Origin of the sequence: Peterkaempfera griseoplana (assembly GCF_001418575.1) — a bacterium.
GTDB classification, from domain to species: domain Bacteria; phylum Actinomycetota; class Actinomycetes; order Streptomycetales; family Streptomycetaceae; genus Peterkaempfera; species Peterkaempfera griseoplana.
In genome coordinates this window covers 7,810-33,762 of record NZ_LIQR01000095.1, presented here as the reverse complement: position 1 = coordinate 33,762, position 25,953 = coordinate 7,810, and the positions used below count along the sequence as shown (strand labels likewise).

Genomic DNA, 25,953 nt, shown 5'->3' with positions numbered 1-25,953 from the left:
TCCTGCTGGCCGGCGACGCGGCGCACATCCAGTGGCCGGCCGGCGGAGTGGGCCTGAACGTCGGACTCCAGGACGCCATGAACCTCGGCTGGAAACTGGCCGCGGTGGTCCAGGGCCGCGCAGCCAGTGCCCTGCTCGACACCTACCACGACGAACGCCACCGGGTGGGCGCGGAGCTGGCCGAGCACACCCTGGCCCAGGGTGGCCTCATCAGCGGCTTGAGCCCAGAGGTCACTGCCCTGCGATCCATGCTGAACGAGGCGATCGCCAAGGAGCCCGGCTTCTCCGCGCTTCTGGCGGGCAAGCTGTCGGGTCTCGACGTTGTCTACCAGTCTGCCGATCCGGAAGCCCATCCGCTGACCGGTGCCCGCGCTCACGACCCGGAGGGTGAGGGAGTCTTCCCACTGCTGCACGGCGGCCGTGCGGTGCTTCTCGTCACGGGGGACGATCCCGTGGACGCGGAGGTGGCCGTGACAGCCGCTGCTGCAGGCATCCCGATCCACTCCAGCCCCATCGCCCGTACTGGCGGCCAAGCCTGGTCCGGTGTCACGGCCGCTCTCGTCCGGCCCGATGGACGCGTGTGGTGGGCGACCGAAACGCCCCGTCGCGGTGCAGAGTTCACAGCCCTGGTGAGCAGGGCGCTGGTTGCCGTCCCCGCAGTCTTCCGGCGGCCGGGTGCCCTCTCCTGAACCAGATGTGCATGTCGCGGGACGGGGGAGAGGCCGCTTGGCCGGAGAGCCGTAGAAAGAAGGCCGCCGCTGGCCCGCCGGACCTCCCTACCGGCCCACCGACGGCAGTGGCCGCCCGGTGCGGCTCGCCGACCCGTCGTCCTTCCTGCGCAGCGTCCAGCGCCCCCCATTGCGGGGGCTATCTCCTCGCCGTGAAGGGGTGGCGGTCGCCATGCGTCAGCCAGTGGTACTCGATGGGCGCCGAGGTCGTCGCGTTGCCGATGAAGTACGCCTCACCGGCGTCGAAGTCGGGGCCACGCGAGAAGCGTGATCACCGCGCTCCCGAAGCGGGTGTCGCAGGTTCGGCTCCTGCCTGGGGCACAGAACCGCGCGCTACGGTGCCCGGGTGGACGAGGAACCGGTGACCATAAAGCTCAGCCGCGATCAGGCCTTCGTGCTGTCTGACTGGCTGTACGAAGTGATGATGCGGTCCGACAAGTTGAGCGCCATCGTGCCGGACAAGGCGGTGTGGTCCGCCATATACGCGATCTCCGGGCCCCTTGAGACGACCCTTCCCGAGATCTTCATGCCGAACTACGCAGAGCGACTTGAGCAAGCTCGTCGCTGCCTCATTGCTGACATGGTCGGCGACGAGGAGGAGCCGGAGTTTGGCGAGCCTGGGTGAGCTACGGGCCTTCTGTGTGCCGTGCGAGGCAAACCGAGGTCCGACACTCGACCCCAGACCAGACAGGCCACCGCCCAAAGCTGCTGGCCCGCCCCCGCTTCGGGGGCGGGCCGCCCGCCTGTCCACCCATGTGAGGAGACCTTCGGCCGTGAGCATGAGCCTCGAGCGGCCCAAGTGGGGGCCAGCCGAGATACGGCCGAAAGGGATAGCAGCGTGCCTTTGGGGAAGGCGACCAAGGCCTCCAGCGGTGACATCGGTGGGGTGTGCCGGGGGCAGGGGAGTCGAGCGTAGGGGTTGGGCGGTCGGTGCGGCGGAGGTTCTACGGGGAAGGGTGGCGCCCAAGCCCACGAACCGTCAGGCCGAGGATCCACTGTCGATGACCAGGTCGGCGCCGACTATCGCGCCGGCCGCGGGCGAGGCGAGATAGAGCACCGCGGCCGCCACTTCTTCGGCTTCCGCGACCCGGCCGAGCGGGTTTTCTGTCTTCACTCGCTCTGCACGGTCGGCCTCGGTCTCGCCAGGTCGCAGCGACATGGGAGCAGCGGAGGCGCCGGGGCTGACGGCGTTGATGCGGATGCCCTGGTGGATGTGGTCGAGAGCGGCGGCGCGGGTCAGCGCGGAGACCGCCGCCTTTGAGGTGATGTAGGCGGCGACGTTCGGGATCCGCAGGTGTGCGCCCAGGTTGGAGGAGATGTTGACGATGGCGCCGCCACCGTTTCTCTTCATGTGCGCGATCTCGTGCTTCATGGCCAGCCAGACGCCGGTGACATTGGTTCGCAGCACCGCGTCCCAGTCCTCCTCGGTCACCTCGCCGACGGGTCCGGTGCCGCGGAGTATTCCGGCGTTGTTGACCGCGATGTCCAGTCCGCCGAAGCGGGTGACGCTCTCGCGTACGAGGTTCTGGAGCCGCCCGGAGTCGGTGACATCGGCGGTGACGGCGGTGGCCGTGCCGCCGGTGGCCTCGATGAGGTTGACCGTCTCATCCAGGGAGGCCGCGGTGCGTCCCGCTGCGACCACGGATGCGCCCTCGGCGGCGAAGGCGAGCGCGATTGCGCGGCCGAGGCCGGAGCCTGCGCCGGTGACGAGGACGGTCTTGCCCGTGAAGCGGTTCATTTCGGTGGCTCCTTGAATGATGGATTACTTGGTGCGGTGGCTCAGGAGGGCCACGACGGCGAGAGCGGCCCCTGTTGCGGCCAGGGACGAGGCATCGCTGCCGAGCGTGAGCAGGATCGCGAAGAGGACGGTCGGGCCGAATTCCATCGCGGTGTTCAGCACGCCGCCCGCGAGCCCGGTCTGCTGCTGCGGCACGCCTTCGGTGGCGAGTACGGCGGCTCCCGCGAAGGAGGCAGCGGTGCCGATCGGCAGCAGCACGAGGCCCGGCAGCAGTCCATACCCGTATGAGATGTGCGCGGCGATCCCGGTGAGCGCGAGGAGGGCGAGCCCGGCCGAGCCGATGCCGAGCCCGGCCGCTGTGACGGTTCGGGCCCCGTACCGGCCGATAAGAGGTCCTGCCGCCAGGCCCGAGGCGATCAGCGCAACAGCGAACGGTATGAACGCCGCCGAGGTCTGCAGCTGTGACCAGTCGCGCGCCTGCTGGAGTTGGAGCGAGAGGACCACGAAGGTCATCGCGGTTCCGCAAGCGCTCAGTGCGATGGCCGCGAGAGCGAGGACCCGCCGCCGGCCGAGCAGGAAGCTGGGCGGCAGCAGCGGGTCGGGGGCGCGGCGCTCGGCGTACCAGAACGCGGCCAGCAGTACGGCCCCGCAGAGCAGCGGCACGAGCACGCCGACTGACGACCAGGAGCGGGTATCGGTGACGATGAGCCCGTAACTGGCGAGGGTGATCGCGGCGGTGGCGAGCAGAGCACCCGGCAGGTCGAGAGTCCTGCTCCGGCTCGGCGTGGTGTCCGGCAGCAGCCGGGGCGTGAGGGCGAGGGCTGCGAGGGCCACCACGAGTGGTACGGCGAAGGTCCAACGCCAGGACAGCAGTGCTGAGATGACGCCGGAGAGCAGATTGCCCGCGGTCGCGCCGAGTACCGAGAGCCCGGCCCAGGTGGCCATCGCCCTGCCGTACGCGGGTGGGGTGGGGAAGACGGCGCGCAACACGGCCATTGCGGCGGGCGCGATCAGAGCCGCCCCCGCGCCCTGCGCGAAGCGTGCGGCGAGTAATGTCCCAATGCTGGGTGCGAGCGGGGCGGCGGCCGAGGCAGCGGCGAAGAGGACCAGGCCTGCGGTGAGGGCACGCCGCCCGCCATAGCGGTCCGCGAGGCGTCCGCCAAAGAGCAGTAGCCCTGCGAAGGTCAGTCCGTAGGCAGCGCTGAGCAGGATCAAGTCTGCGCGCTCCAGGCCGAATTCGCGCCCGATGAGGGGCAGCGGTATGGCGAGCGCAGCGAGTGTGAAGATCAGCGTGGTCTGGACGCTACCGAGGAGGACGAAGGCGCAACGCTGCTGCATAGTCGCGACGCGGGCAGCGCCCGTGGCAGTCATGCCTTCCTCCTGATATTTGACCGATCGATTCATTATTTGAGCGTGCGGAAGGGAGCCCGGTGGTTTCCGTGGGTGTGAGTCAGTCCAGCCTTGAGTCGGCCGCCACCGGCGTGGTCCAGGCGTTCCTCCTCGCCTGCGGCTACCTCTTCACGGCTCTCTACAAAGGCCTGCTGCAAGGACCGCAGTCGCTGCTGTTCGGCAGCTTCCTGGGCATCACCACCGGGCAGGTCATCACCCTGGCGGCAGCCGCCGCCGTGACGCTGGTCGTGCTCGCGTTGATCGGCCGCCCCCTGCTCTTCGCCTCCGTCGACCCGCACGTCGCCGCAGCCCGCGGCGTACCGGTACGGGCACTGTCGGTCGCCTTTCTGGTCCTGCTCGGCGCGGCCACCGCCGGGACCGCGCAGATCACCGGCATCCTCCTGGTTTTCGCCCTGATGGTGCTGCCGGCGGCGACCGCGCAGGTGCTCACCAAGCGCCCGGGACCGAGCCTGCTGCTGACCGTCGTGATCGGCTCCGCGGCGACCTGGACCGGGCTGGTCGCCGCGTGGTACTGGCCCTACCCGCTCGGCTTCTTCGTCACCACGATCACCTTCACGCTCTTTCTCGTGGCCCACGGCGCTCGACTGCTCGACACCGCGCTTGCCCACCGAAGCGCCGCGGAGACCATCCCGGCAGGTGCCGCATGAACCACTACATCGCCTCGGCAGCGGCCACCGCCTGGTCCCAGCCGTTCTTCCACCACGCCGTGCTGGCCGGCACGTTCATCGCACTCGCGGCCGGGCTGGTCGGTTACTTCCTGGTGCTACGCGCCCAGGTCTTCACCGGCGACGCGCTCAGCCACGCCGCCTTCACCGGTGCCATGGCCGCCCTCGCGGTCGGATACGACCTGCGCCTCGGCCTGTTCCTGGCGTGTGTGCTGGTCGGGCTGCTGCTCGCCGGCATCGCCCATCGGCGCAAGGCCGACGACGTGGTCATCGGCAGTGCCTTCGCCTGGATCCTCGGCCTCGGCTCGTTCTTCCTCACCCTCTACACCACCTCAGCCAGCGGCATGGGCAACGGCGGCGCGGGAACCACGGTGCTGTTCGGGTCCATCTTCGGCCTGGACGGCGGCCGGACCCTTGTCTCGATCCTCATTGCACTGGCCGTATCGGCGCTCGTACTGCTGATCGCCCGTCCACTACTCTTCGCCACCCTGGACGAGCACGTGGCGGCGGCGCGTGGCGTGCCGGTGAAGGCGCTGGGACTGACCTTCCTGGTCCTGGTCGGCGTCACAGCGGGCGAGGCGACGCAGGCCGTCGGCTCACTGCTGCTCCTCGGGCTCCTGGCCGCCCCGGCAGGCGCGGCGGTCCGACTCACCAACCGTCCCTTCCCCGGCCTGGTGTTGGCGGCCGCACTCGCGGTCGCGGAGATGTGGGCCGGGCTTGCGGCAGCCGCCTGGATACCAAAGTGCCCGCCCAGCTTCGCCATCATGGCCGCCGCCACCCTCGTCTACGCCGCCACCTACCTCACACACCCCACCGCCCGCCACACCGCGACGCTGACCACCTGACCACCCTGCCCACGCGATCCGTGAGGACTCTGTGACTGGCACCGACACCACCAAAGGGCTGGGAGAGGCCGCTCTGATCGGGGGACCGACCCAGCAGCGGGCCACCGTGCTGCGCGCCCTGATCGACACCGAGGACTTCGTCAGCGCCCAGGCCCTGCACGTCCGGCTGATCGCCGCTGGCACCAGGGTCGGCCTAATACTCCAGCTGTAGATCGTGATCTCCATGTCTGGGATGCGGTTTGTCGCCGGTAGTGACTGGTGCGTGAACGTGCTTGGTGGCGGCGGCGCCAGTCGGACCAAACAAGCCGGTGGGTCGCGTCGCGGACGGACCGGACGACGAGCGCGGTGAACAGGCGGCAGATCTCGTTGCAGGACAGCAGGATCAGGTCATGTTCCGTCCGGCCTGAGCCATGAGAACAGGTCCCGGCGATCGGACAGAACAACCAGGAGACAGTCCAGCAGGACGTCAGTCAGTGGCTGGGCCACAACCGCCGGGACCTGAATATCAGCATCAATGTCGGTGGCGGCGACTACGTTTGCCGGTGTGACAGATGAGCTTCGTGAAGCGTTGATTCCCTTTCGGACGAGGGCCGTTGAGGTGGGGAGTGTGTTCCACGGCGTGGACCCGATACCGGCGGAGGAGGTGGACCGGTGGATCGGCCACGCCCGGCCTTGCGCGATCCTCAGGTTGGACGGAGAGGGGCCGGTCGCGGGGAGGTTCGGCGGGCCACTGCTGCTGCCCGCCGACGTCCCGGACCCCAGGCACCCGTACGTCGGGTACATCGACTTCGCCGCGTTGCCGAAGGGCTCGACGGACCTTCCTCTGCCGCCGGACGGACGCCTGCTGCTCTTCGCCGAGATCTGGGAGCTGTGGGACGGCGACAACCGCGGCCATGCCGTCTATGTCCCGGCCGGCACCCCGGTGACAGAGCGCGACAGATATACCTGGACGGCCTACGAGGACAACGGCGTCGGCGAGTTTCGGGAGAACTTTGACAACTTCCCGCAGGGCGAGTTGAGAGTCACAGTCGAACCGGACCTGCCGGACCAGTCACCTCCCGGTTTCCCGCACCAGGACGGGCTCCAAGATGTCTGGCGAGACGTCGTGGACAGGGACGGGCATCTGCAGATCGGCGGCTACGCAGCGCAGGCGGACCCGCTGGAGGAGATCGTGAGCTGCGCTGTACAGCAGGCCGAGCAAGGGCGGTGGGGTGGCGGTGAGCCGGTGTCGGGCGCCGCTGAGGACTGGGTTGCGCTGGCTTACTGGGATGTGGATGTCGCAGACCGGGAAGGCACGAGGATGCAGTGGTCCATCCAGCGCGCGGACCTGGAGGCCGGTCGCTTCGACCGCACCTACGTGACCGGCTACTACAACCCCTGACCCGGCCGGCGAGCCGGTGACCGTGACGGGCGGTCAGCGGCTCGCCGGGGTCGTCAAGCCCTGCCGGCAGCCCACCAGCGGCGGTCGGACACGGCCCACACTCCAGCACCGCCAAAACCGCCGGTCAGGCCGAACCTCGCAGGTCCACACGTTCTAGCGACGACAGACCAGACATCAGCTCACATACCGTCCTATGACCCCTCGCGAGCCTGAAGTGCTGTCGCTGATGGCCGAGGGCCGCTCCCACGCCGCCATCGCTGCCCGCATGCTCGTGACGGAGAGAGGGCCGTCAGCAAGCACAGCAACAACGCCTTCACCAAGCTCGGGCTCCAGCAGCCGAAGAAGGACAACCGGCACCGGCGGGTTCTGGCGGTGCCGGCCTTCTTGCAGGCATGAGTCTGCCTGCGGGCATGACGGGGGAGCGCGGATTTCCGGCGGGGCGCGTCACGTCTCCTGCCGCGATGAGCCGGCTCGCAGCAGTGCGAGAAAGTCCCTGACGAGGGGACGACGGTCTTGGGCCCTGGTGGCGAGCACCACGCGGCACGGTTCGATCCCTTCGACGGGAATCGTGGTGAGGTCAGGCCGAAGAGGGGCGTGGTCGCCACCGGCCGGTGCGAGGGCGAGGGCCTGGCCCCCGGCGATGAGTTCGAGTTTGTCCGCTGTGGTCAGGGCGAGTGGGCCCTCGGGTGTCGGACGCCCGTCCGGGCGCGGATGGAGCCGCCAGAAGGCGTCGTACGCGGCGTCGGCGTACCGGATCAGGGCTTCGTCGGCGAAGTCGTCCACGGTGACCGACTTGCGGGAAGCGAGGCGATGGGACGTGGGCACCATGAGGACACGTGGCTCCTCGTACAGGGCCGTTACGTCCACATGGTCGGTCAGAAACGGCTCCCGGGCGAGGACGGCGTCGACCCGGTGATCCAGGAGGGCCGCGTTCACCTGGTCGAAGTTCAGATGCAGCGTGTGGACCTGTACGTCGGGGCGGCACTTGCGCAGGTTACGCACCATGGCTGTCACGATGAGGCCGCCGACGTATCCCAGGGTGAATGCGTCTGGGCCCACGGCGGCGCGGGTCGTCGCCAGGGCTTGCTGTGCGGATCGCAGGAGCGCCTGCGCCTGCGGCAGGAACATCCGGCCCGCCTCGGTGAGTCGGCTGCCCTGCTTCGAGCGGTCGAGGAGACGGACGCCCATTCGCTTTTCGAGACGCTGGATCTGCCGGCTCAGTGAAGGTTGGGCGAGGTGCAGTGCGTCGGCCGCCCGGTGGAAGCTGCCGTGCTCGGCGAGCACCGTGAAGTAGCGCACCAGACGCAGGTCGAGGTCTGCCGAGGGAGAGGACTCGCGGGGCATACCAGCAGGCTACGTGTGATAACCGATTCGTATCACGCGATGCGGAACAGGACTTGGACGCGCGGCATCTCCCCTTCCTACCGTTGAGGCACAGGCCCGTCGCTCTCCGCGGCCCGGCCCACTCACTCACCACCGCAAGGGGATCGTCGTCGTGCGCGTTTTTGTCACGGGTGCCACCGGGTACATCGGATCCGCCGTTGTCCGCGAACTCCTCGGAGCAGGCCATCAGGTGATCGGCCTCGCACGCTCGGACTCGTCCGCACCGCGGCGTTGTCGGCGGTCGGCGCACAGGTGCACCGCGGCGATCTGGAAGACCACGACAGCTTGCGCGCGGGCGCCACTGCAGCGGACGGAGTCATTTACGCCGCCAACAAGCACATCAGCGAGACCACGGATCCGGCCGCGCGCGCCCGGGCCGAACTCGGCGCCGTCCAGGCGATCGGGGCAGCACTCGAAGGCACCGGCAAACCGTTCGTGGTGACCTCGGGAACCATGGGCCTGGCCCTCGGCCGCACGGGCACGGAAGCGGATGTGCCCGACGTGGAAAAGCTCGGGGCCGGGGCCCTGAGGGTTCCCACCGAACAGGCTGTGATCGCGATGGGGGAGCGGGGCGTACGTTCGGCCGCACTACGGCTCGCGCCGCTGGTGCACGGCAAGGGAGACCACAAGGGCTTCGTACCCACTCTCATTGGCGTCGCCCGGGCGAAAGGCGTGTCCGCCTATGTCGGTGACGGATCGAACCGGTGGCCCGCGGTCCACCGCCTGGACGCGGCACACCTGTACCGGCTCGCCGTGGAGGGCGCTCCGGCCGGCTCGCGAATGCACGGGGTCGGCGACGAGGGGGTGCCCTTCAGGGGGATCGCCGAGGAGATCGGCCGCCGGCTGAATCTGCCGGTTGCCGGCATCGCCGCCGTGGACGCAGGCGAACACTTCGGTTTTCTCGGCCCACTGGTGTCCATCGACACTCCGGCCTCGAGCGCGCTGACACAGCGGCGCCTGGGCTGGCGACCCACGCACGTCCCGCTGATCGCGGACATCAAGGAGGGCCACTACTTCGACGGTATGTAGTGCTGCATCAAGCGCCGTGAAGGGCAAGTGGCCGCCGGCAATCCCTTGCAAGCGTGGAGACCTTGGTTATGCAGCCCGGGCCTTGTGCTCGGTTTGGGCGCGTGCTTGCTGGATGATCCGTTCGAACTCGGCGGGTGGCCTCCCGCCAGCGGCGCTGTACCGCCTGCGGGGGTTGCAGAAGTCCGTGATCCAGGTGACGGTCTTCCGCCGGGCCTCGGCCCGGGTCGCGAAGGTGTGGCGCTGGATGTACTCGACCTTGAGGACCGAGTGGAACGACTCCGCGGCCGCGTTGTCCAGTGCCGTCGTCCCGCCACTTGTAGAAGTAGTACTTCACCGCGCCGGCAGGCGGCAGGTCATGGAGCAGGTACTCCCACTGGCAGCCCGTAGGGGACTGGTACAGCAGAGCGTTCACGATCTCCCGCATGTCGTAGCTGCCCTGGTGGCCGCTGACGGAACGGCGCCGGGCCTTCCATGCGGTGGTCACCGGCTCGATCAGGGCCCATCGTTCATCGGACAAGTCACTCTTGTATGGCTGGCGGTCGCTCACGGCGCACACTCCAGCACCGCGAAAACCGCCGATCAGTCCGAACCTCGCAGGTCCACACGTTCTAGCGACGACAGGCCAGACATCAGCCCACTTACCGCTCTGTCACCAGTTGGAGTCCCCACATCAGTCGTCCTCCCGCAGGAAGGTGACCTGGTTGCTGCCTTCGACGACACCACCACGCCGCCAGGCATCCTCCAGTGCCGGAGAAGGGAAGTGCTTCCTGACCTGCTCGATGTCATCGAAGCGGAACAGGACAACGGCCTCGGTCGGGTCGCTCATGTTCCGAGTGACGGCAACCGTTTCGAGTCCAAGAGCATGACGTTGGTCATCCAGGGAGTCGAATGCCTCGCGCCACCGCACGTATTCGTGGAACCTCTGACGGATCAGCAGAAATGGCATGGCGACGTGGTAGGGGCTGACGGCCGGCCACCAGTTTCCCCTCTTACGGGAGGGGCTGGAGCGGCAGAAGGGATCTCGTCTCGCCCCAAAGGATCAGAGCGTGCCGCCACCGCGGAACCGATCCGAACCCGCTGCGTCCGCGCTCTCGTAAAACGGCCCGATCTGCCGAACCCGTAAACCGGCCCTATGTCACAGACCCGGCGATCGCGGAACGAGACAAAGACTCACGAACCACCCACTCACAGCTCGTCCGGCTGGCCAGTGTGGGCGGAGCGGAGAACGACGCGTGGGATGTCCGACGGACGGCTACCAACCGCTATCGGCTCCACGCCGCCGGTAGACTCACCTTGTGATCATCAGCCAGGCGAATGCGGACGACGTCGCGGACTTGGCTCGGCTCTTGTGGCTGGACACCCGCAAGGAGGAGCCAGAGCAGCGGGCCGTTGACGCATTCGCGTCGGATCTCGCGCAATGGTGGGCTGCAAATCGGCACTCGCACCTGGCGTTCGTGGCTCGACTCCTTCGGCCGGAGATCGTGGGCATGGCCTGGGTCGCGCTCGTCCCCCGCGTGCCGAGACCTGGAGCGACAAGTCGGCTGTCCGCAGACATCCAGAGCGTCTTCGTCATGCCTGAGCAGCGAGGCCAGGGGATTGGCTCGGCACTGGTGGAGGCTGCTTCGGAGCACGCGACGTTCCTCGGTGCCGCTCGCGTGACAGTCCACTCTGGTCGCGCGGCAGTGCCGGTGTACGAACGGCTGGGCTTCGAGTCGTCCCGGCAGCTCCTTCAGCGGACGGCGTCCCGCTGAATGGTGAGACGGATCCTGACAGTGGAGGGGAGCGCGCCAGCCGGCCGCAACACGCGTGCTCATGCCACCAGCTCCTCTCGTTCGAGCAGGACGCCGTTCTCGAACTTGGCGCCGGAGCGGACCAGGGCGACGAGGTCGGCGCCGGTGATCGCGCGCCAGCGGTCCTGGGCGGACCCGACGAGCTTGAACACCATCGCCAGGGCCGCGGCCGGGCTGCCGGCTCCGCGGGTGACCTTGGTCCGCAGCTTGACCGTGGAGAACGTGGACTCGATGGGGTTCGTGGTCCGCAGGTGGATCCAGTGCTCGGCGGGGAAGTCGTAGAACGCCAGCAGTTCCTCGGCGTCGGCCCTGGCCCGCAGAGGTTTTGCCGTTCTATGAGCAGGCCCTCCGCATCGGCGCCGGCCGCAAAGCCCTTGGATTCGACTACGACCCGGGGATGGGGATCGAAGTGGACGTCCGTGACGACGCGCAGTTCGACCTCCTGATGGCCCTCGCGCCGTACAGCATCCATGTAGAAGCATGGAGCCGAGGCGTCGCGGTGTACAGCGCCAGCGACACCGGCACCGGCCTGTGCGCCACGGTCACCGCGTCCCAGGAAGCGGAGCTCACAACCCGACTCGACGCCCACGGAATGGGGTCACCCCTTCGGACCCGGAACTGAGCCAGCCGCAGTTGCTGACCTGACCCGCGTGCTGGAGGTGTGCCAGATCCGTGCCAGACGGGACGGTCAGCCACGGTCAACCGCAGCGCAACGGAATACGGTGCACCAGCGGTCGGCCGGGGACTCTGCTCTGGTCAGCGGCTCCCCAGCGGCGATCCGGCCGGTGATTCCCAGGCTCATGGTGCGGACTTCGATGCTTACAAGGCGCCGGGGTCTCCGGTGCGGGTGAAGCGCAGGACCGTGCTGCGTAGCTGGTCGAGGAACGCACGGAGAGTATCGGAGACTGGTTCGGAGGAGGCTTCGCTGGTGGAGGCGGTGCGGGTGCGGTGAATCGCACCGTGGTTATCGATGATACTCTCACCATGGCCGAGATGCCGGCGTCACGGACGACGAGCCCGTCCCAGCGGGTGAAGGAGTAATTGTCAATACCTGTGGATCACTCCCCACCGCGCCCAAGGATGTCGCCGCGGCCCTGGCCCTCCACTTCGACCGGCTCGGTCCGGTGCTGATCGCAGCCCCGACCAAGCCCACCGCCCGGGCCCTGCAGCAGGTTCTCCGAAGCTCGGATACCGCAGGCCGGGGGCCGAGCCCTGAAGACCAGAGTGCCGCGGCCAACAGGATCCGCCGACTGCGTGAGGAGGCGCACCGGGAGATCGTCGACCATGTCGGCGAGGACCGCGAACTCGCCGCGATGGTGCTGCAGGGCTTCGCCTACCACCACGCCGAAGTACCCCAAGCTGTTCGACACTGCCTGGAACGCGCCTACCGCGACGGCGCGCTGCGCGTCCTGTGCGCGACCAGCACCCTCTCGCAGGGCATGAACCTACCCACCAAGAGCGTCATCGTGTCCGGCACCCACCGCGGCCCGCCGGCCAGCTCAGCGTCCGCGATGGAACACCGCCGGCCGCGCAGGCCGGGCGTTCCAGGAGACCGAAGGGCACGTCATCCTCATCGCCAAGGACGAAGCCGACGCCCGCGCGCTGCGTCGACGCTACCTCGACAAGGCCAACATCGAGCCGGTCTACTCCACCCTCTTGTTTCTCTACCACCGACTGGTGACGGCCCGCCTCGGCGGGAAGCGGCCCGTCGAAGGCCAGGACTTCACCGGCCTCGACCTGCTCGACCCCGATATCGCCAACGGCCAGCGTCTCGGCGGGGCAGTCGCGGCATTCGCCGCCAGGCGTGTGTCCCTGGCCCTGGGCGAGCGCCCGGACGTGGACGAAGGCGTCGAGCGCCCGGTCGACGCGGAGAGAGTGCCAGGTGCCGTGCTGCTCGCCGACGGGGAGACCGGCCGCGATCCCGGGGTAGACGGGCAGGCCGACCTTGCCGTCTTCGGCGTGGACCAGGATCACCTCCACGGCGCAAGGGCCGCCCGAGGGTTCGGGCGGCCCTTGCGCGTGTGAACCGCGCCGCTGTGGTGGCGGCAAGGCAAATGACCCCAGATCTCAAGATTCCCGACAGAGCCGCCATTGGTACGCGTGCCGCTCGCTGAGTAGCGGTCGAGTCCTCCTGGGGCGCGCGATGACCACGGTCGGGCGCCCTACTGTCCTGCGAGGGCTTCGCGTGGGGCGAGGCGGGCGGCCCGGATGGCGGGCCACAAACCGGCAAAGGCACCAATGGCAATGGTGGCACTGACGCCGATGCCCAGCGCCCATGGTGGGATGACGACCTGCCAGCCCTGGTGGATGGCGTAGGCGGCTGAGACTGCCGCGCCCAGCACCGCCCCGCTGGCCCCGCCCAGGGCGGACAGCATGACAGACTCGACAAGGAATTGAGTTCGGATCTGGGCCCTGGTGGCGCCCAGGGCGCGGCGCAGGCCGATCTCGCTGCGTCGCTCCAGGATGGCAATCACCATGGTGTTGGCCACGCCGACGCCGCCGACCAGCAGGGCGATCCCGCCGATTCCGACGAGCAGCCCGGTGAAGGCGTTGTTGGCTGCCTTCTTGGCGCTGAGCGCGTCGGAGGGGCGGGAGACCTTGACCTGGCTGGGGTTCTGCGGGTTGACGGTAGGTGCGAGGACATTGCTGACCTGGACGACCTGGCTGTCGGTACTGCGGGCGTAGATCTCGGTCGGCCTGCCGTCGAAGCTCAGCATGGTCTTGGCAGCGTCCCAGCCGACCAGCGCCGAGGCGTCGAGTTCGGGTGCCAGGACTGTCGGCTGAAGGATTCCGGTGACCGTAAACCAGTGGTTGCCGAGCCAGATCTGGGTGCCGATGCGGTCGATCCCCAATGTCCGGGCGGCAGTCGCTCCCAGTACGACCGCCGGGTAGCGTTCCTGGGCGGCGTTCAGCCATGTTCCGGCTGCCATCTTCAACCCGACCGTCGAGGGGAGCCCGAGCCCGGCGGCGAGAACGCCGATGCCGCCGCTGGCCTCCACGGGGATATGGTCGCTGCGGTAGACCTTGGCGTTCGTGAGGCTGCCGGTGGCCGCGGCCGACTTGACCGGACCGATCCGTTCGACCATGTGCACGGAGTCCACGGGCAGCGGCGCAGAGTTGCCGATGAAGTCCTGTCCGGGGGTCACGGTGAGCAGGTTTGTTCCGACCGAGGCGAGTTGGGCATTGAAGGCGGCTTGGCTGGAGGAGGAGATGGTGACGACGGCGACCATCGCGGCGATGCCGATGGCGATGCCCAGGGCGGACAGCAGCGCCCGGGTGGGGCGCACCCGCAGGCCTGCGCTGCCCACGCGCAGGGTGTCGGCGGGGCTGAGGCGGCGGGGAACAAGGCGGGTGGCGAGGACAGGGGTAAGGCGTCCGGTGTTCACAGCAGTACCTGTTCGTTGATCCGACCGTCGAGGACGCGTACGCGGCGGGGAAGCGAGGCGGCCAGTTCCTGGTCGTGGGTGATCACCAGAACGGTGGTGCCGCCGGTGTTGAGTTCGCGCAGGAGCTCCACCACCCCGGCGCCCGAGGTGGTGTCCAGGGCACCGGTCGGCTCGTCGGCGAGCAGGAGCGGTGGGTCGCCGACGACCGCGCGGGCGATGGCGACGCGCTGCTTCTCGCCTCCGGACAGCTCGTGCGGGCGGTGGTCCAGACGGTGTCCGAGGCCGACTCGGCGCAGGGCCTGCTCGGCGCGGTCGCGGCGCTCTCTGCGGGATACGCCCGAGTAGAGGAGGCCGTCGGCGACGTTGTCCAGGGCGCTCGTGCCGGGTGCGAGGAAGAACTGCTGGAAGACGAAGCCGATGGAGCGGGCCCGCAGTGCGGAGATCTGGCTCTCCTTGAGGGTGGATACGTCGTGACCGTCGATGGTGACGGTGCCGGAGGTGGCCACGTCCAGAGTGCCGATCAGGTTGAGCAGGGTGGACTTCCCCGAGCCGGACGGCCCGACGATCGCCAGCAACTCGCCGTGGTCGACGCGGAAAGACACCTCGTGCAGGACCTTTGTGCCGCCGGGGTAGACATGCTCGACCTCGCGCAGTTCCACCAGGGCGCGGCTCACAGCGCGACCTCAACCACGGTGCCGGCCTTCAGGCCGGGGCCGGTGACCTCCACTCGGCCGTCGGCGAACATGCCGAGGGTCACGGTGACGATGGTCGACCTACCGTCGGCACCGGTCACCTGGACGCCGTAGCCGCCCTCGCTGAGTGCGAGCAATGCGGTGATCGGCACTGTGAGGACGTCCTTCTTCTCGGCGCTCTGCAGGTTCACTGTGACCGGCGCCGCGCTGTAGCCGCCCGTGTCGGCGTCGGCCAAGGCGATGTCGACGCCGATGGTGGACGTGCTGGGGTTGCCGCCGGTGCCCGGGGTCGTGGTGACGGTGGTGCCGACCGAGGTGATCGTGCCGTTCACGGTCGTGCCGTTCGGCAGTTGGACGGTGACCTTCGCGTTCTTCGCCGCCAGGGACTGGTAGTCGATGTTCAGGTCGACGTGGACCTGCCGATGGGAGGAGGTGCCGGTGACCACGGGGGCTCCCGGGCCGACGGAGTCGCCGACCGAGGCGTTGTGGGTGCCGATCCGCAGTGCGCCGGTTGCGTAGACGACGCTTCCGAGCGTTACCGTTCCGGTCCGTTCGGCAGCGGGCAGTCCCAGGTTCTTCTGCCAGCGCTCGACGGCCTGCGCGAAGGCGTTGGTGTAGCGGTCGCCGACGGTGAAACCGTCGTAGCCCAGGGCCTGGAGGTTGCTCTCCAATTGCCGGACGTCCGCGCCGCTGTCGCCCGGCTTCAGGTCGCGGTAGGCGGGGATGGAGCCGTACAACAGGACTACCGGGGTGCCGTCGACGCTGTACAGCGTCCCGCCACGGGAGACGGTGCTGCCGATGCCGGGCAGGCCGGTGACGATGCCCGCGAGCTGGCCCTTCACCGTCGTGGAGCCGGCATAGCCGAGGGTGCCGTCGACCTGCTGGGTGTTGACCAGGGTCTGCCGGGTGACGGTAGCGGTGCTTTCCCGCGGAGCGCTGGCGGTGGACGTCGGGGCCGGACCGGAACCGTTCACTGCGTAGAACGTCCCGCCGCCGACCGCGGCGACCGCCAGCACAGCCGTCAGCCAGGTGACGCGGTGCCTGCGGCGGCGGGAGCGCCGGGGGTTCTCGTCATGCACCTGCGCGCTGTTCTCGATGGCGGCGGTCACTGGCCCGCCTTTCCCTGCACGGTGCCCCCGCCGCACGCCTTCAGTGCGTCCTGGGTCTTCTGCGAGTCGCCGTCGGGGATGTTCATCTTGCCGTCCGCGGTCGGGTCCTGGGCGTCGACGCCCTTGCTGCGCAAGCACTGCGCCAACTTCAGGTCCTGGGCCCGCTGCGCGGCGCTGTAGCCGCCGGCGCCCTCCCCCGTGGCGTTGGGCAGGAAGTGCTGGCAGGCGTTGGCTGCGGCCTCGAATTTCGCGGGGTTGGAGGGCACCTGGACCTGTGTCCCGTTCGCGCCCGGGTCCGGCATGTCGATGCCCTTGCTGCGCATGCAGGCCGCGTACTGCAGCCGGGCCTGCTGTGGGTCGCTGCTCTTCTGGGATGAGCCGGCGCTGGGTGTCCGGCTCCCGCCGCCGCTGGCGACCTGACTGCCGGAGCTTCCCGAGCCGCACGCCGACAGGGCCAGGGCGGCGGCCAGCGCACCGACCGCGAGCGGGACACGGGTGCGCAGGAAAGTGAACGAACTGGCCAAGGGGAGCCTCACAAGGATGGAGACGGAAGAGGGATACCCCCGCAGAAAAGCAGGACTGCGATAGCAGGGAGATAAAGAGCGCATTGCTCAGGACTGCCGACGCCTCGCTTATCCCGCTGTAATCGCCACTCTGGTTTCATGGCGCACAGCAGGTCCGATCTGTTCGATTTGTTAATATCGGCCGTTACTGCGTACCGATGACCAACGCGCCTGAATGTGCGTGCGAGGAGCCGACGCCCCATGAGGGTCCTGATCGCCGAAGACAACCACATCCTGGCCCGCACACTCGCCACAGGGTTTCGACGTGCGGCCATCGCCGTCGACATCGCCCACTCCGGGGACGTGGCCGAACGGCTCTGCCTGCTCAACGACTACGACGTGGTCATCCTCGACCGTGACCTGCCGGTGCTCAGCGGCGACGAGGTCTGCCGCCGGCTGCGGGAGCTTCGGAACCCGCCGCGCATCCTGATGCTGACTGCAGCCGGAACACTGGAGGACAAGGTCTACGGCCTCGACCATCTCGGCGCCGACGACTATCTGCCCAAACCCTTTGACTTCGCCGAACTAGTGACTCGGGTTAGAGTCTTGAGTCGACGCGTCCCCTTTGTTGCAACGACTGGGCTGCGCCACGGGAGCATCGAGATCGACCGGGCCCGACACGAGGTTCGCGTCGAGGGACGCCTGGTCGAGCTGACACCCAAGGAATACGCGGTACTTCGGCTCCTCATGGAGGCCCAGGGCGCTCCCGTCACCCACCGCGAACTACTGGATCGCGCATGGGACGAGAACCTCAGCACACGCACCAACGCAGTGCGCGCCACTGTCAGCCGGCTGCGCACCAAGCTCGGAGGACCCGGGGTGATCTCCGCCGACGACGGAACGGGGTACCGGCTGTGCTGAACCCGCTGCGGCTGCGCGCCAAGATGACCTTCCGCGCCAAGCTGGCCACGGCCTTCGCAGCGCTCTTCTTCCTGGCAGGCGCTGCCGTACTCATCTTCGTCGCAGCACTGGCCCGTCACGGGACCGTCCAGGAAGTGTCGCAGCTCAAGATCCAGCAGGTAGGGGCGCCCGCCACGACACCCGCTCCAGCCCCGGCGAAATCGGCGACCACCCCATCGGGCCGGGCCTCCGCCCCACCGCACCGCACAACCGCACCGGAAGCTGTGGAGATCGACAAATCGCTGGTGCAGATCTCCCAGAGCATCCAGGACGCAGCACTCCAGCAGATGCTGCTGTGGTCGACCGTCGGCCTGGCCGTGATGGCGCTCCTGTCCGGAGTCATGGGCTGGTGGCTGGCAGGCCGTGCACTGCGACCGCTACGGGAGGTGACCGGGGCAGCACGCAGGATGAGCGAGAAAAACCTGCACGAACGCCTGCAACTGGACGGCCCCAAAGACGAGTTGCTGGAACTGGCCGACACCTACGACGCCATGCTGGACCGACTCGAAAGGTCTTTCACCAGCCAGCGCCGTTTCGTGGCCAACGCTTCCCATGAACTGCTCACCCCACTGGCTGTTCAGCGCACCAGCATCCAGGTGGGCCTCGCCGACCCCACCACCCCGGAACTGGCCGAGGTCCGCGAGGACCTGCTCGCAGCCAACCACAACGCGGAACACCTCGTCCGCGCCCTGCTGCTGCTCGCCCGCAGCGACGGCGGCCTCGGCGAAACCGAACCCACCGACCTCGCCACCCTGACAGCCCAGGTCGCGGACCAACTGCGCCCCCTCGCGGCCGAACACGGGGTTGCGCTCACCGCACATACGTCTCCGCTGACCGTCAACGGCGACCCGGTTCTACTCAAACACCTGATCGCCAACCTGCTGCGCAACGCCGTCCAATACAACCACCCTGGAGGCAGCGCGACGGTGCGCACTGAAGCGGACCGACTGACCGTGGTCAACACCGGCCCGCTCGTACCCCAGGACCGCATCAGCGATCTCTTCGAACCGTTCCGCCGACTAGCCCCAGACCGCACAGGCAGCGACGGCCACGGCCTGGGTCTGTCCATCGCCAGCTCCATCGCCGCTGCCCACCAAGCCGACATCGACGCCCGGCCCGGCCCACAGGGAGGTCTGCATATCACGGTCACCTTTCCCGAGGGTCGGACGCGAAAGTAGTAGCTCCGTTGCAAACGGTTGTTTGTTGACGTGGGGTCAGCCCCGTGGTAGATGAACGGTGCGGGGTGTTTGCGCTGCTCAGGGGAGGCCGTGGTGACCAGGCGGCTGCCGTGCCCGCCGGCTCCGGGACCGTTTGAGGACTATGCGGTGCGATTCGACGACGCGTTCAAGTCGCTGGCTCAGCGGCGGGGCCTTCGCGAGTATCTGTCCGGGTTGCTGCCGCGGGACCGGAACAAGACCTTGACGTGCTTGGCCGGGACCGAGCCCGGTCGCCGGAGCCCAGCACCCGGCGGTGCAGCGGCTGCAGTTCTTCCTCACTGAGTCGTCCTGGGACCCGGATGGTCGACGCCCGGCGCCTGGAGCTGTTGCTGGCCGACCCGGCGACCGCGCCGCACACAGGTGGGGTGCTGGTGCTCGACGACTCGGGTGACCGCAAGGCGGGGACCGCGACCGCGCACGTCGGCAAGCAGTACCTCGGCTCGGTCGGGAAGATCGACCGCGGCGTCGTCAGCGTCACCAGCTGCTGGGCCGACGAACGCGTCTACTACCCGGTCCATGCCTGCCCCTACACCCCCGCCCCCCACTTCGCCGGCGGCAGGAACGACCCCGCGTTCCGCACCAAACTGCAGATCGCGGCCGACCTCGCCCGCAAGGCCCGCGACGCGGGCCTTGTCAGTCCGGGCGGTCGCCGCAGTCTTCCTCGCGGGGCCGCCCGCGGGCGATCTCGCCGATCTTCTTCGCACCGAGGGGACGCCGGGCATCGATGCCGAGGTCGGCCACGCGAACGAGGGCGGTCAGGGCGTTGCCGGCGGTCATGGCATGGGCAGCCAGGTGGTCCGGTGGTGCGGGTGGCGAGGTGGCAGGCCAGAGTGCAGGCCGACGTTTTCGCCATCGATGTGGATCCACAGACCCCTGCCGGCTCCGGTGGCGAGCACCAGTCCGGAGAGCACCCACCCTGAGAGAGGGGGTCGGGGGTAATCGACGACCTCGCGCGAGGGCAGGAGGGACTCGGTCAGCCCGACCGCTGTCACTGTGCTGCCGACGACTTCCGGAAGCGCGGGGTGAGCATCGGAGCGCCACTGCAGGGTCAAGTCGTTGTCGGGCAGCCATCTCGGGTCGTCGGCGGGGTCGAATGGGCCCCAGGTGACCGCCAGGCCGTGGTTCTCGTCGGGCCACACCACCGTCCGCTGCCCGCCGACTTCGAGCAGGACGGGATACCACTCCAGCCGCTCCGTTTCCTCGTTGATCCACACCGCCCACGCCCTGCTGACTTTCTGGCCGACCAGGGCCTGCAACGGAGCGTGCAGATCTCCGGCCTCGTCCAGACGGGCATGCGGCACGGGGCCGTAGCCCTCGATGATGCTGCCGTCGAAGTCATCCACGGTGCCGATCCCACACCCGCGCAGGCTTGCCCCGCCAGCGGATATCGCGACCCTCCTGGCCGAGCCGGGCCTGCACGATTGGGTAGACGGCGGGTCACGAACCGCGTCCGTTTACTGTAGAGGCGGGCAGGCGGGAGTCAGCTCGATTCGCGACCAGTGGATGGCCCCTGGCGATGCTCGACCCCAGCCCAGGCAGGTCACCGGCCAAAGATCGCGGCAACGCCCGGCGGTAACCTGCGGCGTGGAGGTGCGAGAGACCTCCGGCAGGTGCCCAGAGGGCCGGTCTATTCGTCGCGTTTTGCCCGGGAGATGCATGGCTCAAATCAATGCCGGTCCTGCATCCGCAGCTGAGCAGGACTGCTTCAGGCGCGGGCACACATGCTGCGGGTGTCGTATCCCGCAAGCCCTGCGGTCCGATGCCTCGGGTCCCGGCCGCCGGTCTGGAGGATTGAACGCCAGGGAGGCCGGCCTCCACGTCGTGTACGGATGCTGGACGTGGAGGCCGGCCTCAGCCGGAGTCGGGCCGGCTGGTCAGTCGTGGAAAGCCTTGCGAAGCGCGACATTGGCCTGGGCGACCGCCGCCTTTGCGGACTGTGTGCCGGCGAGTGCGTTCAGCATGGCGAAGTCATGCGTGACTCGCGGGTAGTGGGTGTAGGTGACGGGGACCCCGGCGGCACGGAGCTTGGCGGCATAAGCCCGGCCCTGGTCGAGGAGGACGTCGCTGTCGGTGATCACCAGGGCCCGGGGCAGGCCGCTCAGTTGCGCCGTGGTGGCCCGCAGCGGGGAGGCGGTGATCTGCGCGCGCTTCGCCCTGTCGGTGGTGTAGTTGTCCCAGAACCACTTCATCCCGGCCTTGGTGAGCCAGCAGCCGGTGGCGAAACGCTGGGAGGACGGGGTGTCGAACGCGGCGTCCGTGACCGGGTAGAACAGCACCTGCTCGGCGAAGTGCGGTCCGCCTCGTTCCTTGGCCATCAGGGTGATGGCGGCGACCATGTTCCCGCCGACACTGTCGCCGACCACAGCCAGCCGCGACCCGTCGACGTTGATCTCGGAGCCGTGTTCGGCGACCCACTTCGTGGCGGTGTAGGCCTGCTCGTTGGCGACCGGGTACTTCGCCTCCGGTGAGGGCGTGTAGTTGACGAAGACGACGGCGGCATGGGCGCCGTTGGCGATCTGCCGGACGAGCCGGTCGTGGGTGGCCGCGTTTCCGAGCACCCAGCCACCGCCGTGGAAGTACATCACCACGGGCAGCTTGCCGGTGGCACCCTTGGGCCGCACGATGCGCACGGAGACCGAACCGGTGGGGCCGCCCGGGATGGTGCGCTCAGTGACGTCGGCGGGGAGCACCGGGGCCTTGTAGGCGGCCTGGAGATCGTTCAGCACCTTGCGGGCGGCGGCCGGGGTGAGGTTCTGGATCGGGGGGCCGTCTGCGGCGGCCAGCTTGTTGAGGAACTGCTGGTTGCTGGGTTCCAGCCTTACGGGAGGCTTTCCGCACGGCGCTGCGGGCGGGGCGGCGTGGGCGGCCGGAGCCGCAGTACACAGCGCGGCGGTGGTGGCCAGGGCAGCCAGGGCGCTCATGGGCAGACGGAGTGCGCAGCGGCGCGGACAGGCGCTCATGGCATCCTCCTTCCAAGGGGATCCTCGAACGATCGTTCCCATCCTTGGTGGCCGCGGGCTCGTCGGACTGCTCCGACCGGGTGCCGGAAGCCTTCCGAGGAGTGGCAGGCGGCGCGCCACGGTTTGGAGGTTCGACCGTTGTGCAGCGGCCACGGAAGGTCGAGCGACCGCTGCCGACGCTCGGCATCTCCGTCGTCGGCATGGTCGTTCCGCCTCCGGTCGGCACGCGATGGCCGGCCGCGGTCGCCGGTTCGGTCAGGGGTGGTGCCGGGGATACGCGCGGGCATCGGGTCGACCTGCTTGTCGCTCCCAGTACATGGCCAGTGGCCTTCGGGGGCGGCGCGACGCGGTCACGTTCGTCGTGCCGGCGTACGCCGGGTGGGCGATGACCAGCGCATCCTTCCTGACCTCGTGGCGGTAGGTGCCGACTGCGTGGCGGACGACCCGGCCAGGTATGTGCAGCGGCTCCCGGCCGGGGTGAGGAGCACACCGACAACCAGGGTGGACACGCGTCGGGCGGGCACCGTGGTTCACCATTCAACAAAAGTGGTTTAAGCTTCAACGGTGGCGCCTGGAGGTCCTCTCTGGACCCGGGTCCATCGCCCTGCCCGTTCATTCGAAGGCAACTCATCGTTATGGGCTTCTTCCGCCGCAGCCGCGGAACGACCGCTTCGCACGCCCCTATGGAGGGAACCGCTGTGACCACCCCGATCAAGCTCGCCGTCGTTTACTACTCCTCGACCGGAACCATCACTGAGATCGCCAAGGAGATCGCAGAGGCGGCCGAGAAGGCCGGCGCCGAGGTCCGCCTCGTCAAGGCCGCGGAGCTGGCGCCGCAGTCGGCGATCGACTCCAACGCGGCATGGGCGGCGAACCATGCTGCTACCGCTGAGGTCGCGGTGGCCACGCCCGCCGACGTCGAGTGGGCCGACGCCGTGATCTTCGGCACCCCCACCCGGTTCGGCAACGTCTCCTCGCAGCTCAAGCAGTTCATTGACACCCTCGGCGGCCTGTGGGCCCAGGGCAAGCTGGCTGACAAGGTCTACAGCGGCTTTGTCTCCACCGCCACCACCCACGGCGGCCAGGAGTCCACCCTGCTGGCGCTGTACAACTCTATCCACCACTTCGGCGGCATCATCGTGACCCCGGGCTACACCGACCCGGCCAAGTTCGTCGACGGCAACCCCTACGGCACCTCCCACGTGGACGCCCAGGGCAACAACCCGGTCGGCGACGCCACCCGTACCGCCGCCCGCATTCAGGCCGAGCGCGTCGTCAAGCTCGCCACCGCCCTGAAGAACGGCCTGGGCGCCTGACGCCCGGCAACACCCCTTGAGCGACGGCGTGCCGGAGAGAGGTCAGGTGCCTCCGGCACGCCGTCCACCACGAGCCGACGGCGCTGGGCGAAGAAGAACCGCGTCGAACTGTGCTTCACCCCGGCGTACGCGTCCTGGGCCAACCCGATCGAGGCCCACTTCGGATCGCTGCGCCCTTCACGATCGCGAACCCGAACCACCGCAACCACACCGCCCGGACCCGGGCCCTGCACACGTGTCTGCGCCGGCGGAATGCGAACACCCGTCATCGCGACGTGCTCGCCGCCCAACGCCGCGAAGGCGCCCGCATCCGCATCGTGGAAGGCATCAGCGGTAGACCCGCTCCTGCCGCGTAACCCCAGGGTGTCGGCCCCGCCCCGGGCTACTTGACCAGCCGGAAGCCGGGCTGCGCGACCCAGGCTCGCAGAAACTCCGCAGTGCCGAGCACCATCGGAAACCCATCGTCGGTGACGCCGAGCACCCCTGGAAATCCGGCCACCACGGCCTCCTGTCCTTCCATCAGTTCGGCCTTGACCACGCCCCCGAGGACGTCGACGACCGCCGCGGTCAGCAGTGCGGTGGCCACGTGGTCGATCCCACGGTTGCAGCCGGCGCTGATATTCACAGCATAGGTCGGCTCGAAGCCGAGAACTGCCTCTACCCGGGGCTCGTCCTCGTGCTCGGCCTTGAAGACGCTCTCGTCGCCGATCCCCGGCCCCATCAGGTGGACCAGGAAGGGGCGACGACCGTCGACCTCCGGTGAAGCGAACGTCGCCGCTTCAATGCCGACCGCTCCACGGGCACGTTGACGTCGAAGAACCCAGGGCGCGGCTGCTCGAAGTGGGTCGAGAGCCCGCGCATCAGCGTGTGGAACTCGTCCAGCGCAGCCCGCGATACGGGCTTCGCCAGTTCGATCACCAATGTCGGACCAGCCACGCCCGGGAGCCTAACGGCTCGGCAAGCCGACAGGTCGGCCAGGCCCGCGCCGTCGCCTTCCCAACGCCAACGGCCTTGCGCGCCGCCGAACCGGGAACAGGCCGTACGTCGGGCCGGCGGCCGTGGCGGCCCGGGTGGCCGCACGGAGCGCCGCCACCGGTTCGGCGCAGCGATGACCGCGAGCCGGAGGCTTCGCCGCCGCGGAGCACGTTCCACGCCGCGAGGCCGGCCCCGTGACTGCGTTCGGTTCCGGACTCGGGGAAACCACACGGGCGCTCGCCACCTGCGGGGATGCCGGTCTCCACGCCCGCGGCCCGACCCGGCGGATGTAGGGGTTCCGCTGTCTCTGCCGGATGTATTGACGTGCCCACATCCTGGCCCTAGGTTCCAGCTGCGGAACGACTTTCGGCAAGTTTCAGCAAAGCGTTGCCTCCACCCCCACCCCGGAGACGCCGTGATCACCAGAACCCCGCGCAGCCTCCGCGCTGCCACCCTCTCCGTCGCGCTGGCCGCCTCGCTGGTCGGCGGCCTCGCCTCGGCGCCGCTCGCGCATGCGACACCGCCCGGAAGCAAGGACGTCACCGTCACCCTCTTCGAGTGGAAGTTCTCCTCCGTGGCCCGGGAGTGCACCAACGTCCTGGGTCCCAAGGGGTACGGCTACGTCGAGGTCTCCCCGCCGCAGGAGCACATCCAGGGCTCCCAGTGGTGGACCAGCTACCAGCCGGTCAGCTACAGGATCGCCAACCGGCTGGGCGACCGGGCCGCATTCCAGAGCATGGTGGCGACCTGCCATGCGGCCGGGGTCAAGGTGATCGCCGACGCGGTGATCAACCACATGTCGTCCGGGTCGGGGACCGGCACCGCGGGCACGCAGTACACCAAGTACAACTACCCCGGCTACTACCAGGACCAGGACTTCCACTCCTGCCGGACCAGCATCAGCGACTACACCAACCGCGACAACGTCCAGAACTGCGAACTGGTCGGCCTCGCGGACCTGAACACCGGCAGCGACTACGTCCGCTCCACCATCGCGGCGTACCTCAACAAGCTGATCGGCGACGGTGTGGACGGCTTCCGCATCGACGCCGCCAAGCACATCGCCGCGAGCGACCTCTCCGCCATCAAGGCCAAGCTGAGCAACCCCGGCATCTTCTGGGCGCAGGAGGTCATCTACGGCTCCGGCGAGGCGGTGCAGCCGAGCGAGTACACCGGCACCGGCGACGTGGACGAGTTCATGGGCGCCTTCGACCTGAAGCGGATCTTCACCGGCGACAAGCTGGCCTCCCTCAGCACCTGGGGGGCCTCCTGGGGGGCGGGCTATCTCCCCAGCGCCAACGCCCGCACCTTCGTGGACAACTGGGACACCGAGCGCAACGGCTCCACCCTGAACTACAAGGCCGGCAACACCTACACCCTGGCCAACGTCTACATGCTGGCCTGGCCCTACGGCTCGCCCAACGTCTACTCGGGCTACGAGTTCTCCGACAACGACTCGGGCCCGCCCAACGGCGGCACCGTCAACGCCTGCTACAGCGACGGCTGGAAGTGCCAGCACCGGTGGCAGCAGATCGCCAACATGGTCGGCTTCCGCAACGCCACGGCCGGCACGGCGGTGACCAACTGGTGGGCCAACGGCAACAACGCCATCGCCTTCGGCCGCGGCAGCAAGGGCTACGTCGCCATCAACCACGAGGGCGGTTCGATCAGCCAGACCTTCCAGACCTCACTGCCGGCCGGCAGCTACTGCGACGTCCAGCACGGCGACCCGAGCAGCGGTGGCGGCTGCACGGGCCCGAAGTACACGGTGAACTCCTCCGGGCAGTTCACCGCCACGGTCGGTGCGGGTGACGCGATCGCACTCTACGTGGGCGCCGGCGGCTGACCGGCGGACCGGCCGCCCCC

General features: G+C 68.7%; 28 protein-coding genes, 1 tRNA gene and 7 pseudogenes. 17 read left to right on the top strand and 19 right to left on the bottom strand.

Going from position 1 to position 25,953, the window contains the following annotated elements:
- From AOK09_RS43410 to AOK09_RS07910, 3 genes are all read left to right on the top strand, one after another.
- The coding region (locus tag AOK09_RS43410) for an FAD-dependent monooxygenase (protein ID WP_175609273.1) at positions 1-689 on the top strand (689 nt) is incomplete at its 5' end.
- A 269-nt stretch (positions 690-958) separates the two neighbouring features.
- Positions 959-1,049 (top strand) — tRNA-Gly (locus tag AOK09_RS39995).
- Positions 1,050-1,074: 25 nt separating this feature from the next.
- On the top strand, positions 1,075-1,353 hold the full coding sequence (locus AOK09_RS07910; protein ID WP_055586402.1) for a hypothetical protein: 279 nt from the start codon (positions 1,075-1,077) through the stop codon (positions 1,351-1,353).
- Positions 1,354-1,707: 354 nt separating this feature from the next.
- Here AOK09_RS07910 and AOK09_RS07905 read toward each other — a convergent pair whose 3' ends face one another.
- Both AOK09_RS07905 and AOK09_RS07900 read right to left on the bottom strand, forming a co-directional pair.
- Complete coding sequence (locus AOK09_RS07905) at positions 1,708-2,466, bottom strand: SDR family NAD(P)-dependent oxidoreductase (protein WP_055586401.1); 759 nt, start codon at positions 2,464-2,466, stop codon at positions 1,708-1,710.
- A gap of 24 nt (positions 2,467-2,490) precedes the next feature.
- Positions 2,491-3,837, bottom strand: coding sequence for an MFS transporter (locus tag AOK09_RS07900; protein ID WP_055586400.1), 1,347 nt, complete (start codon positions 3,835-3,837; stop codon positions 2,491-2,493).
- 68 nt (positions 3,838-3,905) lie between these two features.
- On the opposite strand from AOK09_RS07900, the gene AOK09_RS07895 reads away from it, so the two are divergent.
- From AOK09_RS07895 to AOK09_RS39990, 3 genes are read left to right on the top strand one after another with little or no spacing between them, the layout of a single operon-like run.
- Positions 3,906-4,523, top strand: coding sequence for a metal ABC transporter permease (locus AOK09_RS07895; RefSeq protein ID WP_245687170.1), 618 nt, complete (start codon positions 3,906-3,908; stop codon positions 4,521-4,523).
- On the top strand, positions 4,520-5,386 hold the full coding sequence (locus tag AOK09_RS07890; protein WP_055586399.1) for a metal ABC transporter permease: 867 nt from the start codon (positions 4,520-4,522) through the stop codon (positions 5,384-5,386). Before AOK09_RS07895 ends, AOK09_RS07890 begins: the two co-directional genes overlap by 4 nt.
- Before the next feature lie 31 nt (positions 5,387-5,417).
- Positions 5,418-5,597 carry a hypothetical protein gene (locus tag AOK09_RS39990; protein WP_055586398.1) on the top strand — a complete coding sequence of 60 codons (180 nt, stop codon included), beginning with the start codon at positions 5,418-5,420 and terminating at the stop codon, positions 5,595-5,597.
- 22 nt (positions 5,598-5,619) lie between these two features.
- Here AOK09_RS39990 and AOK09_RS41825 read toward each other — a convergent pair.
- Positions 5,620-5,766 (bottom strand): annotated as a pseudogene (locus AOK09_RS41825) (IS701 family transposase); the annotation flags it as partial.
- A gap of 164 nt (positions 5,767-5,930) precedes the next feature.
- On the opposite strand from AOK09_RS41825, the gene AOK09_RS07880 reads away from it, so the two are divergent.
- Both AOK09_RS07880 and AOK09_RS41820 read left to right on the top strand, forming a co-directional pair.
- Positions 5,931-6,767, top strand: coding sequence for a DUF1963 domain-containing protein (locus AOK09_RS07880; RefSeq protein WP_245687169.1), 837 nt, complete (start codon positions 5,931-5,933; stop codon positions 6,765-6,767).
- Between the two features lie 193 nt (positions 6,768-6,960).
- Positions 6,961-7,163: pseudogene (locus AOK09_RS41820) on the top strand (response regulator transcription factor); the annotation flags it as partial.
- A gap of 48 nt (positions 7,164-7,211) precedes the next feature.
- Here AOK09_RS41820 and AOK09_RS07875 read toward each other — a convergent pair.
- Positions 7,212-8,111, bottom strand: a complete 900-nt coding sequence (locus tag AOK09_RS07875; protein ID WP_055586396.1) for a LysR family transcriptional regulator — start codon at positions 8,109-8,111, stop codon at positions 7,212-7,214.
- A gap of 151 nt (positions 8,112-8,262) precedes the next feature.
- On the opposite strand from AOK09_RS07875, the pseudogene AOK09_RS07870 reads away from it, so the two are divergent.
- Positions 8,263-9,179 (top strand): annotated as a pseudogene (locus AOK09_RS07870) (SDR family oxidoreductase).
- A gap of 66 nt (positions 9,180-9,245) precedes the next feature.
- On the opposite strand, the gene AOK09_RS43610 reads toward AOK09_RS07870, so the two are convergent.
- From AOK09_RS43610 to AOK09_RS07865, 3 genes and pseudogenes are all read right to left on the bottom strand, one after another.
- On the bottom strand, positions 9,246-9,476 hold the full coding sequence (locus tag AOK09_RS43610) for an integrase core domain-containing protein (RefSeq protein ID WP_107101266.1): 231 nt from the start codon (positions 9,474-9,476) through the stop codon (positions 9,246-9,248).
- Positions 9,466-9,726 (bottom strand): annotated as a pseudogene (locus AOK09_RS37445) (transposase); the annotation flags it as partial. The gene AOK09_RS43610 and the pseudogene AOK09_RS37445, both read right to left, overlap by 11 nt.
- Before the next feature lie 123 nt (positions 9,727-9,849).
- Positions 9,850-10,125 carry a hypothetical protein gene (locus AOK09_RS07865; RefSeq protein WP_055586395.1) on the bottom strand — a complete coding sequence of 92 codons (276 nt, stop codon included), beginning with the start codon at positions 10,123-10,125 and terminating at the stop codon, positions 9,850-9,852.
- 349 nt (positions 10,126-10,474) lie between these two features.
- Between AOK09_RS07865 and AOK09_RS07860 the strand changes: the two genes are divergently transcribed.
- Entirely contained in the window at positions 10,475-10,930 is a 456-nt protein-coding gene (locus AOK09_RS07860; protein ID WP_055586394.1) for a GNAT family N-acetyltransferase, read from the top strand.
- Between the two features lie 59 nt (positions 10,931-10,989).
- Here AOK09_RS07860 and AOK09_RS07855 read toward each other — a convergent pair.
- Positions 10,990-11,274, bottom strand: a pseudogene (locus AOK09_RS07855) (transposase); the annotation flags it as partial.
- A 92-nt stretch (positions 11,275-11,366) separates the two neighbouring features.
- Here AOK09_RS07855 and AOK09_RS40745 point away from each other — a divergent pair.
- The gene (locus AOK09_RS40745) at positions 11,367-11,591 is read left to right on the top strand and encodes a hypothetical protein (RefSeq protein WP_169797004.1); all 225 of its coding nucleotides are present in this window, start codon (positions 11,367-11,369) and stop codon (positions 11,589-11,591) included.
- A gap of 436 nt (positions 11,592-12,027) precedes the next feature.
- On the opposite strand, the gene AOK09_RS07850 is transcribed toward AOK09_RS40745, so the two are convergent.
- The 6 genes from AOK09_RS07850 to AOK09_RS07825 form a co-directional block, all read right to left on the bottom strand.
- On the bottom strand, positions 12,028-12,339 hold the full coding sequence (locus AOK09_RS07850) for a hypothetical protein (protein ID WP_055586393.1): 312 nt from the start codon (positions 12,337-12,339) through the stop codon (positions 12,028-12,030).
- A gap of 91 nt (positions 12,340-12,430) precedes the next feature.
- Positions 12,431-12,949 carry a hypothetical protein gene (locus AOK09_RS38890; protein ID WP_157875827.1) on the bottom strand — a complete coding sequence of 173 codons (519 nt, stop codon included), beginning with the start codon at positions 12,947-12,949 and terminating at the stop codon, positions 12,431-12,433.
- 182 nt (positions 12,950-13,131) lie between these two features.
- A complete protein-coding gene (locus AOK09_RS07840; RefSeq protein WP_055586391.1) occupies positions 13,132-14,355 on the bottom strand; it encodes an ABC transporter permease in 1,224 nt (407 codons plus the stop codon).
- Positions 14,352-15,017: an ABC transporter ATP-binding protein gene (locus tag AOK09_RS07835; RefSeq protein ID WP_217698399.1), complete on the bottom strand. Its 666-nt coding sequence runs from the start codon at positions 15,015-15,017 to the stop codon at positions 14,352-14,354. The genes AOK09_RS07840 and AOK09_RS07835 overlap by 4 nt, the downstream gene beginning before the upstream one ends.
- Positions 15,018-15,025: 8 nt before the next feature.
- On the bottom strand, positions 15,026-16,156 hold the full coding sequence (locus AOK09_RS07830; RefSeq protein WP_055586389.1) for an efflux RND transporter periplasmic adaptor subunit: 1,131 nt from the start codon (positions 16,154-16,156) through the stop codon (positions 15,026-15,028).
- Positions 16,153-16,680 (bottom strand): hypothetical protein, encoded by a 528-nt coding sequence (locus AOK09_RS07825; RefSeq protein WP_245687168.1) that lies wholly within the window; start codon positions 16,678-16,680, stop codon positions 16,153-16,155. Before AOK09_RS07825 ends, AOK09_RS07830 begins: the two co-directional genes overlap by 4 nt.
- Before the next feature lie 240 nt (positions 16,681-16,920).
- On the opposite strand from AOK09_RS07825, the gene AOK09_RS07820 reads away from it, so the two are divergent.
- The 3 genes and pseudogenes from AOK09_RS07820 to AOK09_RS43830 all read left to right on the top strand — a co-directional run.
- The gene (locus tag AOK09_RS07820; RefSeq protein WP_055586387.1) at positions 16,921-17,580 is read left to right on the top strand and encodes a response regulator transcription factor; all 660 of its coding nucleotides are present in this window, start codon (positions 16,921-16,923) and stop codon (positions 17,578-17,580) included.
- Positions 17,574-18,797, top strand: a complete 1,224-nt coding sequence (locus AOK09_RS07815; RefSeq protein ID WP_169797003.1) for a sensor histidine kinase — start codon at positions 17,574-17,576, stop codon at positions 18,795-18,797. The genes AOK09_RS07820 and AOK09_RS07815 overlap by 7 nt, the downstream gene beginning before the upstream one ends.
- Before the next feature lie 93 nt (positions 18,798-18,890).
- Positions 18,891-19,468, top strand: a pseudogene (locus tag AOK09_RS43830) (IS701 family transposase); the annotation flags it as partial.
- A gap of 1 nt (position 19,469) precedes the next feature.
- Here the strand turns inward: AOK09_RS43830 and AOK09_RS43600 are convergent.
- From AOK09_RS43600 to AOK09_RS07805, 3 genes are all read right to left on the bottom strand, one after another.
- On the bottom strand, positions 19,470-19,613 hold the full coding sequence (locus AOK09_RS43600; RefSeq protein WP_169797002.1) for a hypothetical protein: 144 nt from the start codon (positions 19,611-19,613) through the stop codon (positions 19,470-19,472).
- Positions 19,610-20,179: a hypothetical protein gene (locus tag AOK09_RS43595; RefSeq protein ID WP_055586386.1), complete on the bottom strand. Its 570-nt coding sequence runs from the start codon at positions 20,177-20,179 to the stop codon at positions 19,610-19,612. The genes AOK09_RS43600 and AOK09_RS43595 overlap by 4 nt, the downstream gene beginning before the upstream one ends.
- A gap of 531 nt (positions 20,180-20,710) precedes the next feature.
- Positions 20,711-21,796: an alpha/beta hydrolase gene (locus AOK09_RS07805; protein WP_245687167.1), complete on the bottom strand. Its 1,086-nt coding sequence runs from the start codon at positions 21,794-21,796 to the stop codon at positions 20,711-20,713.
- A gap of 698 nt (positions 21,797-22,494) precedes the next feature.
- On the opposite strand from AOK09_RS07805, the gene wrbA reads away from it, so the two are divergent.
- Complete coding sequence (gene wrbA, locus AOK09_RS07800; protein WP_055586385.1) at positions 22,495-23,112, top strand: NAD(P)H:quinone oxidoreductase; 618 nt, start codon at positions 22,495-22,497, stop codon at positions 23,110-23,112.
- A gap of 78 nt (positions 23,113-23,190) precedes the next feature.
- Positions 23,191-23,468 (top strand): annotated as a pseudogene (locus AOK09_RS41805) (IS630 family transposase); the annotation flags it as partial.
- Between the two features lie 26 nt (positions 23,469-23,494).
- On the opposite strand, the gene AOK09_RS43095 reads toward AOK09_RS41805, so the two are convergent.
- The gene (locus AOK09_RS43095) at positions 23,495-23,833 is read right to left on the bottom strand and encodes a DUF6368 family protein (protein ID WP_055586384.1); all 339 of its coding nucleotides are present in this window, start codon (positions 23,831-23,833) and stop codon (positions 23,495-23,497) included.
- Positions 23,833-24,048, bottom strand: coding sequence for a DUF6368 family protein (locus AOK09_RS43090; RefSeq protein WP_157875825.1), 216 nt, complete (start codon positions 24,046-24,048; stop codon positions 23,833-23,835). Before AOK09_RS43090 ends, AOK09_RS43095 begins: the two co-directional genes overlap by 1 nt.
- A 454-nt stretch (positions 24,049-24,502) precedes the next feature.
- Between AOK09_RS43090 and AOK09_RS07785 the strand changes: the two genes are divergently transcribed.
- On the top strand, positions 24,503-25,933 hold the full coding sequence (locus tag AOK09_RS07785; protein ID WP_055586382.1) for an alpha-amylase: 1,431 nt from the start codon (positions 24,503-24,505) through the stop codon (positions 25,931-25,933).
- Positions 25,934-25,953 lie beyond the last annotated feature (20 nt).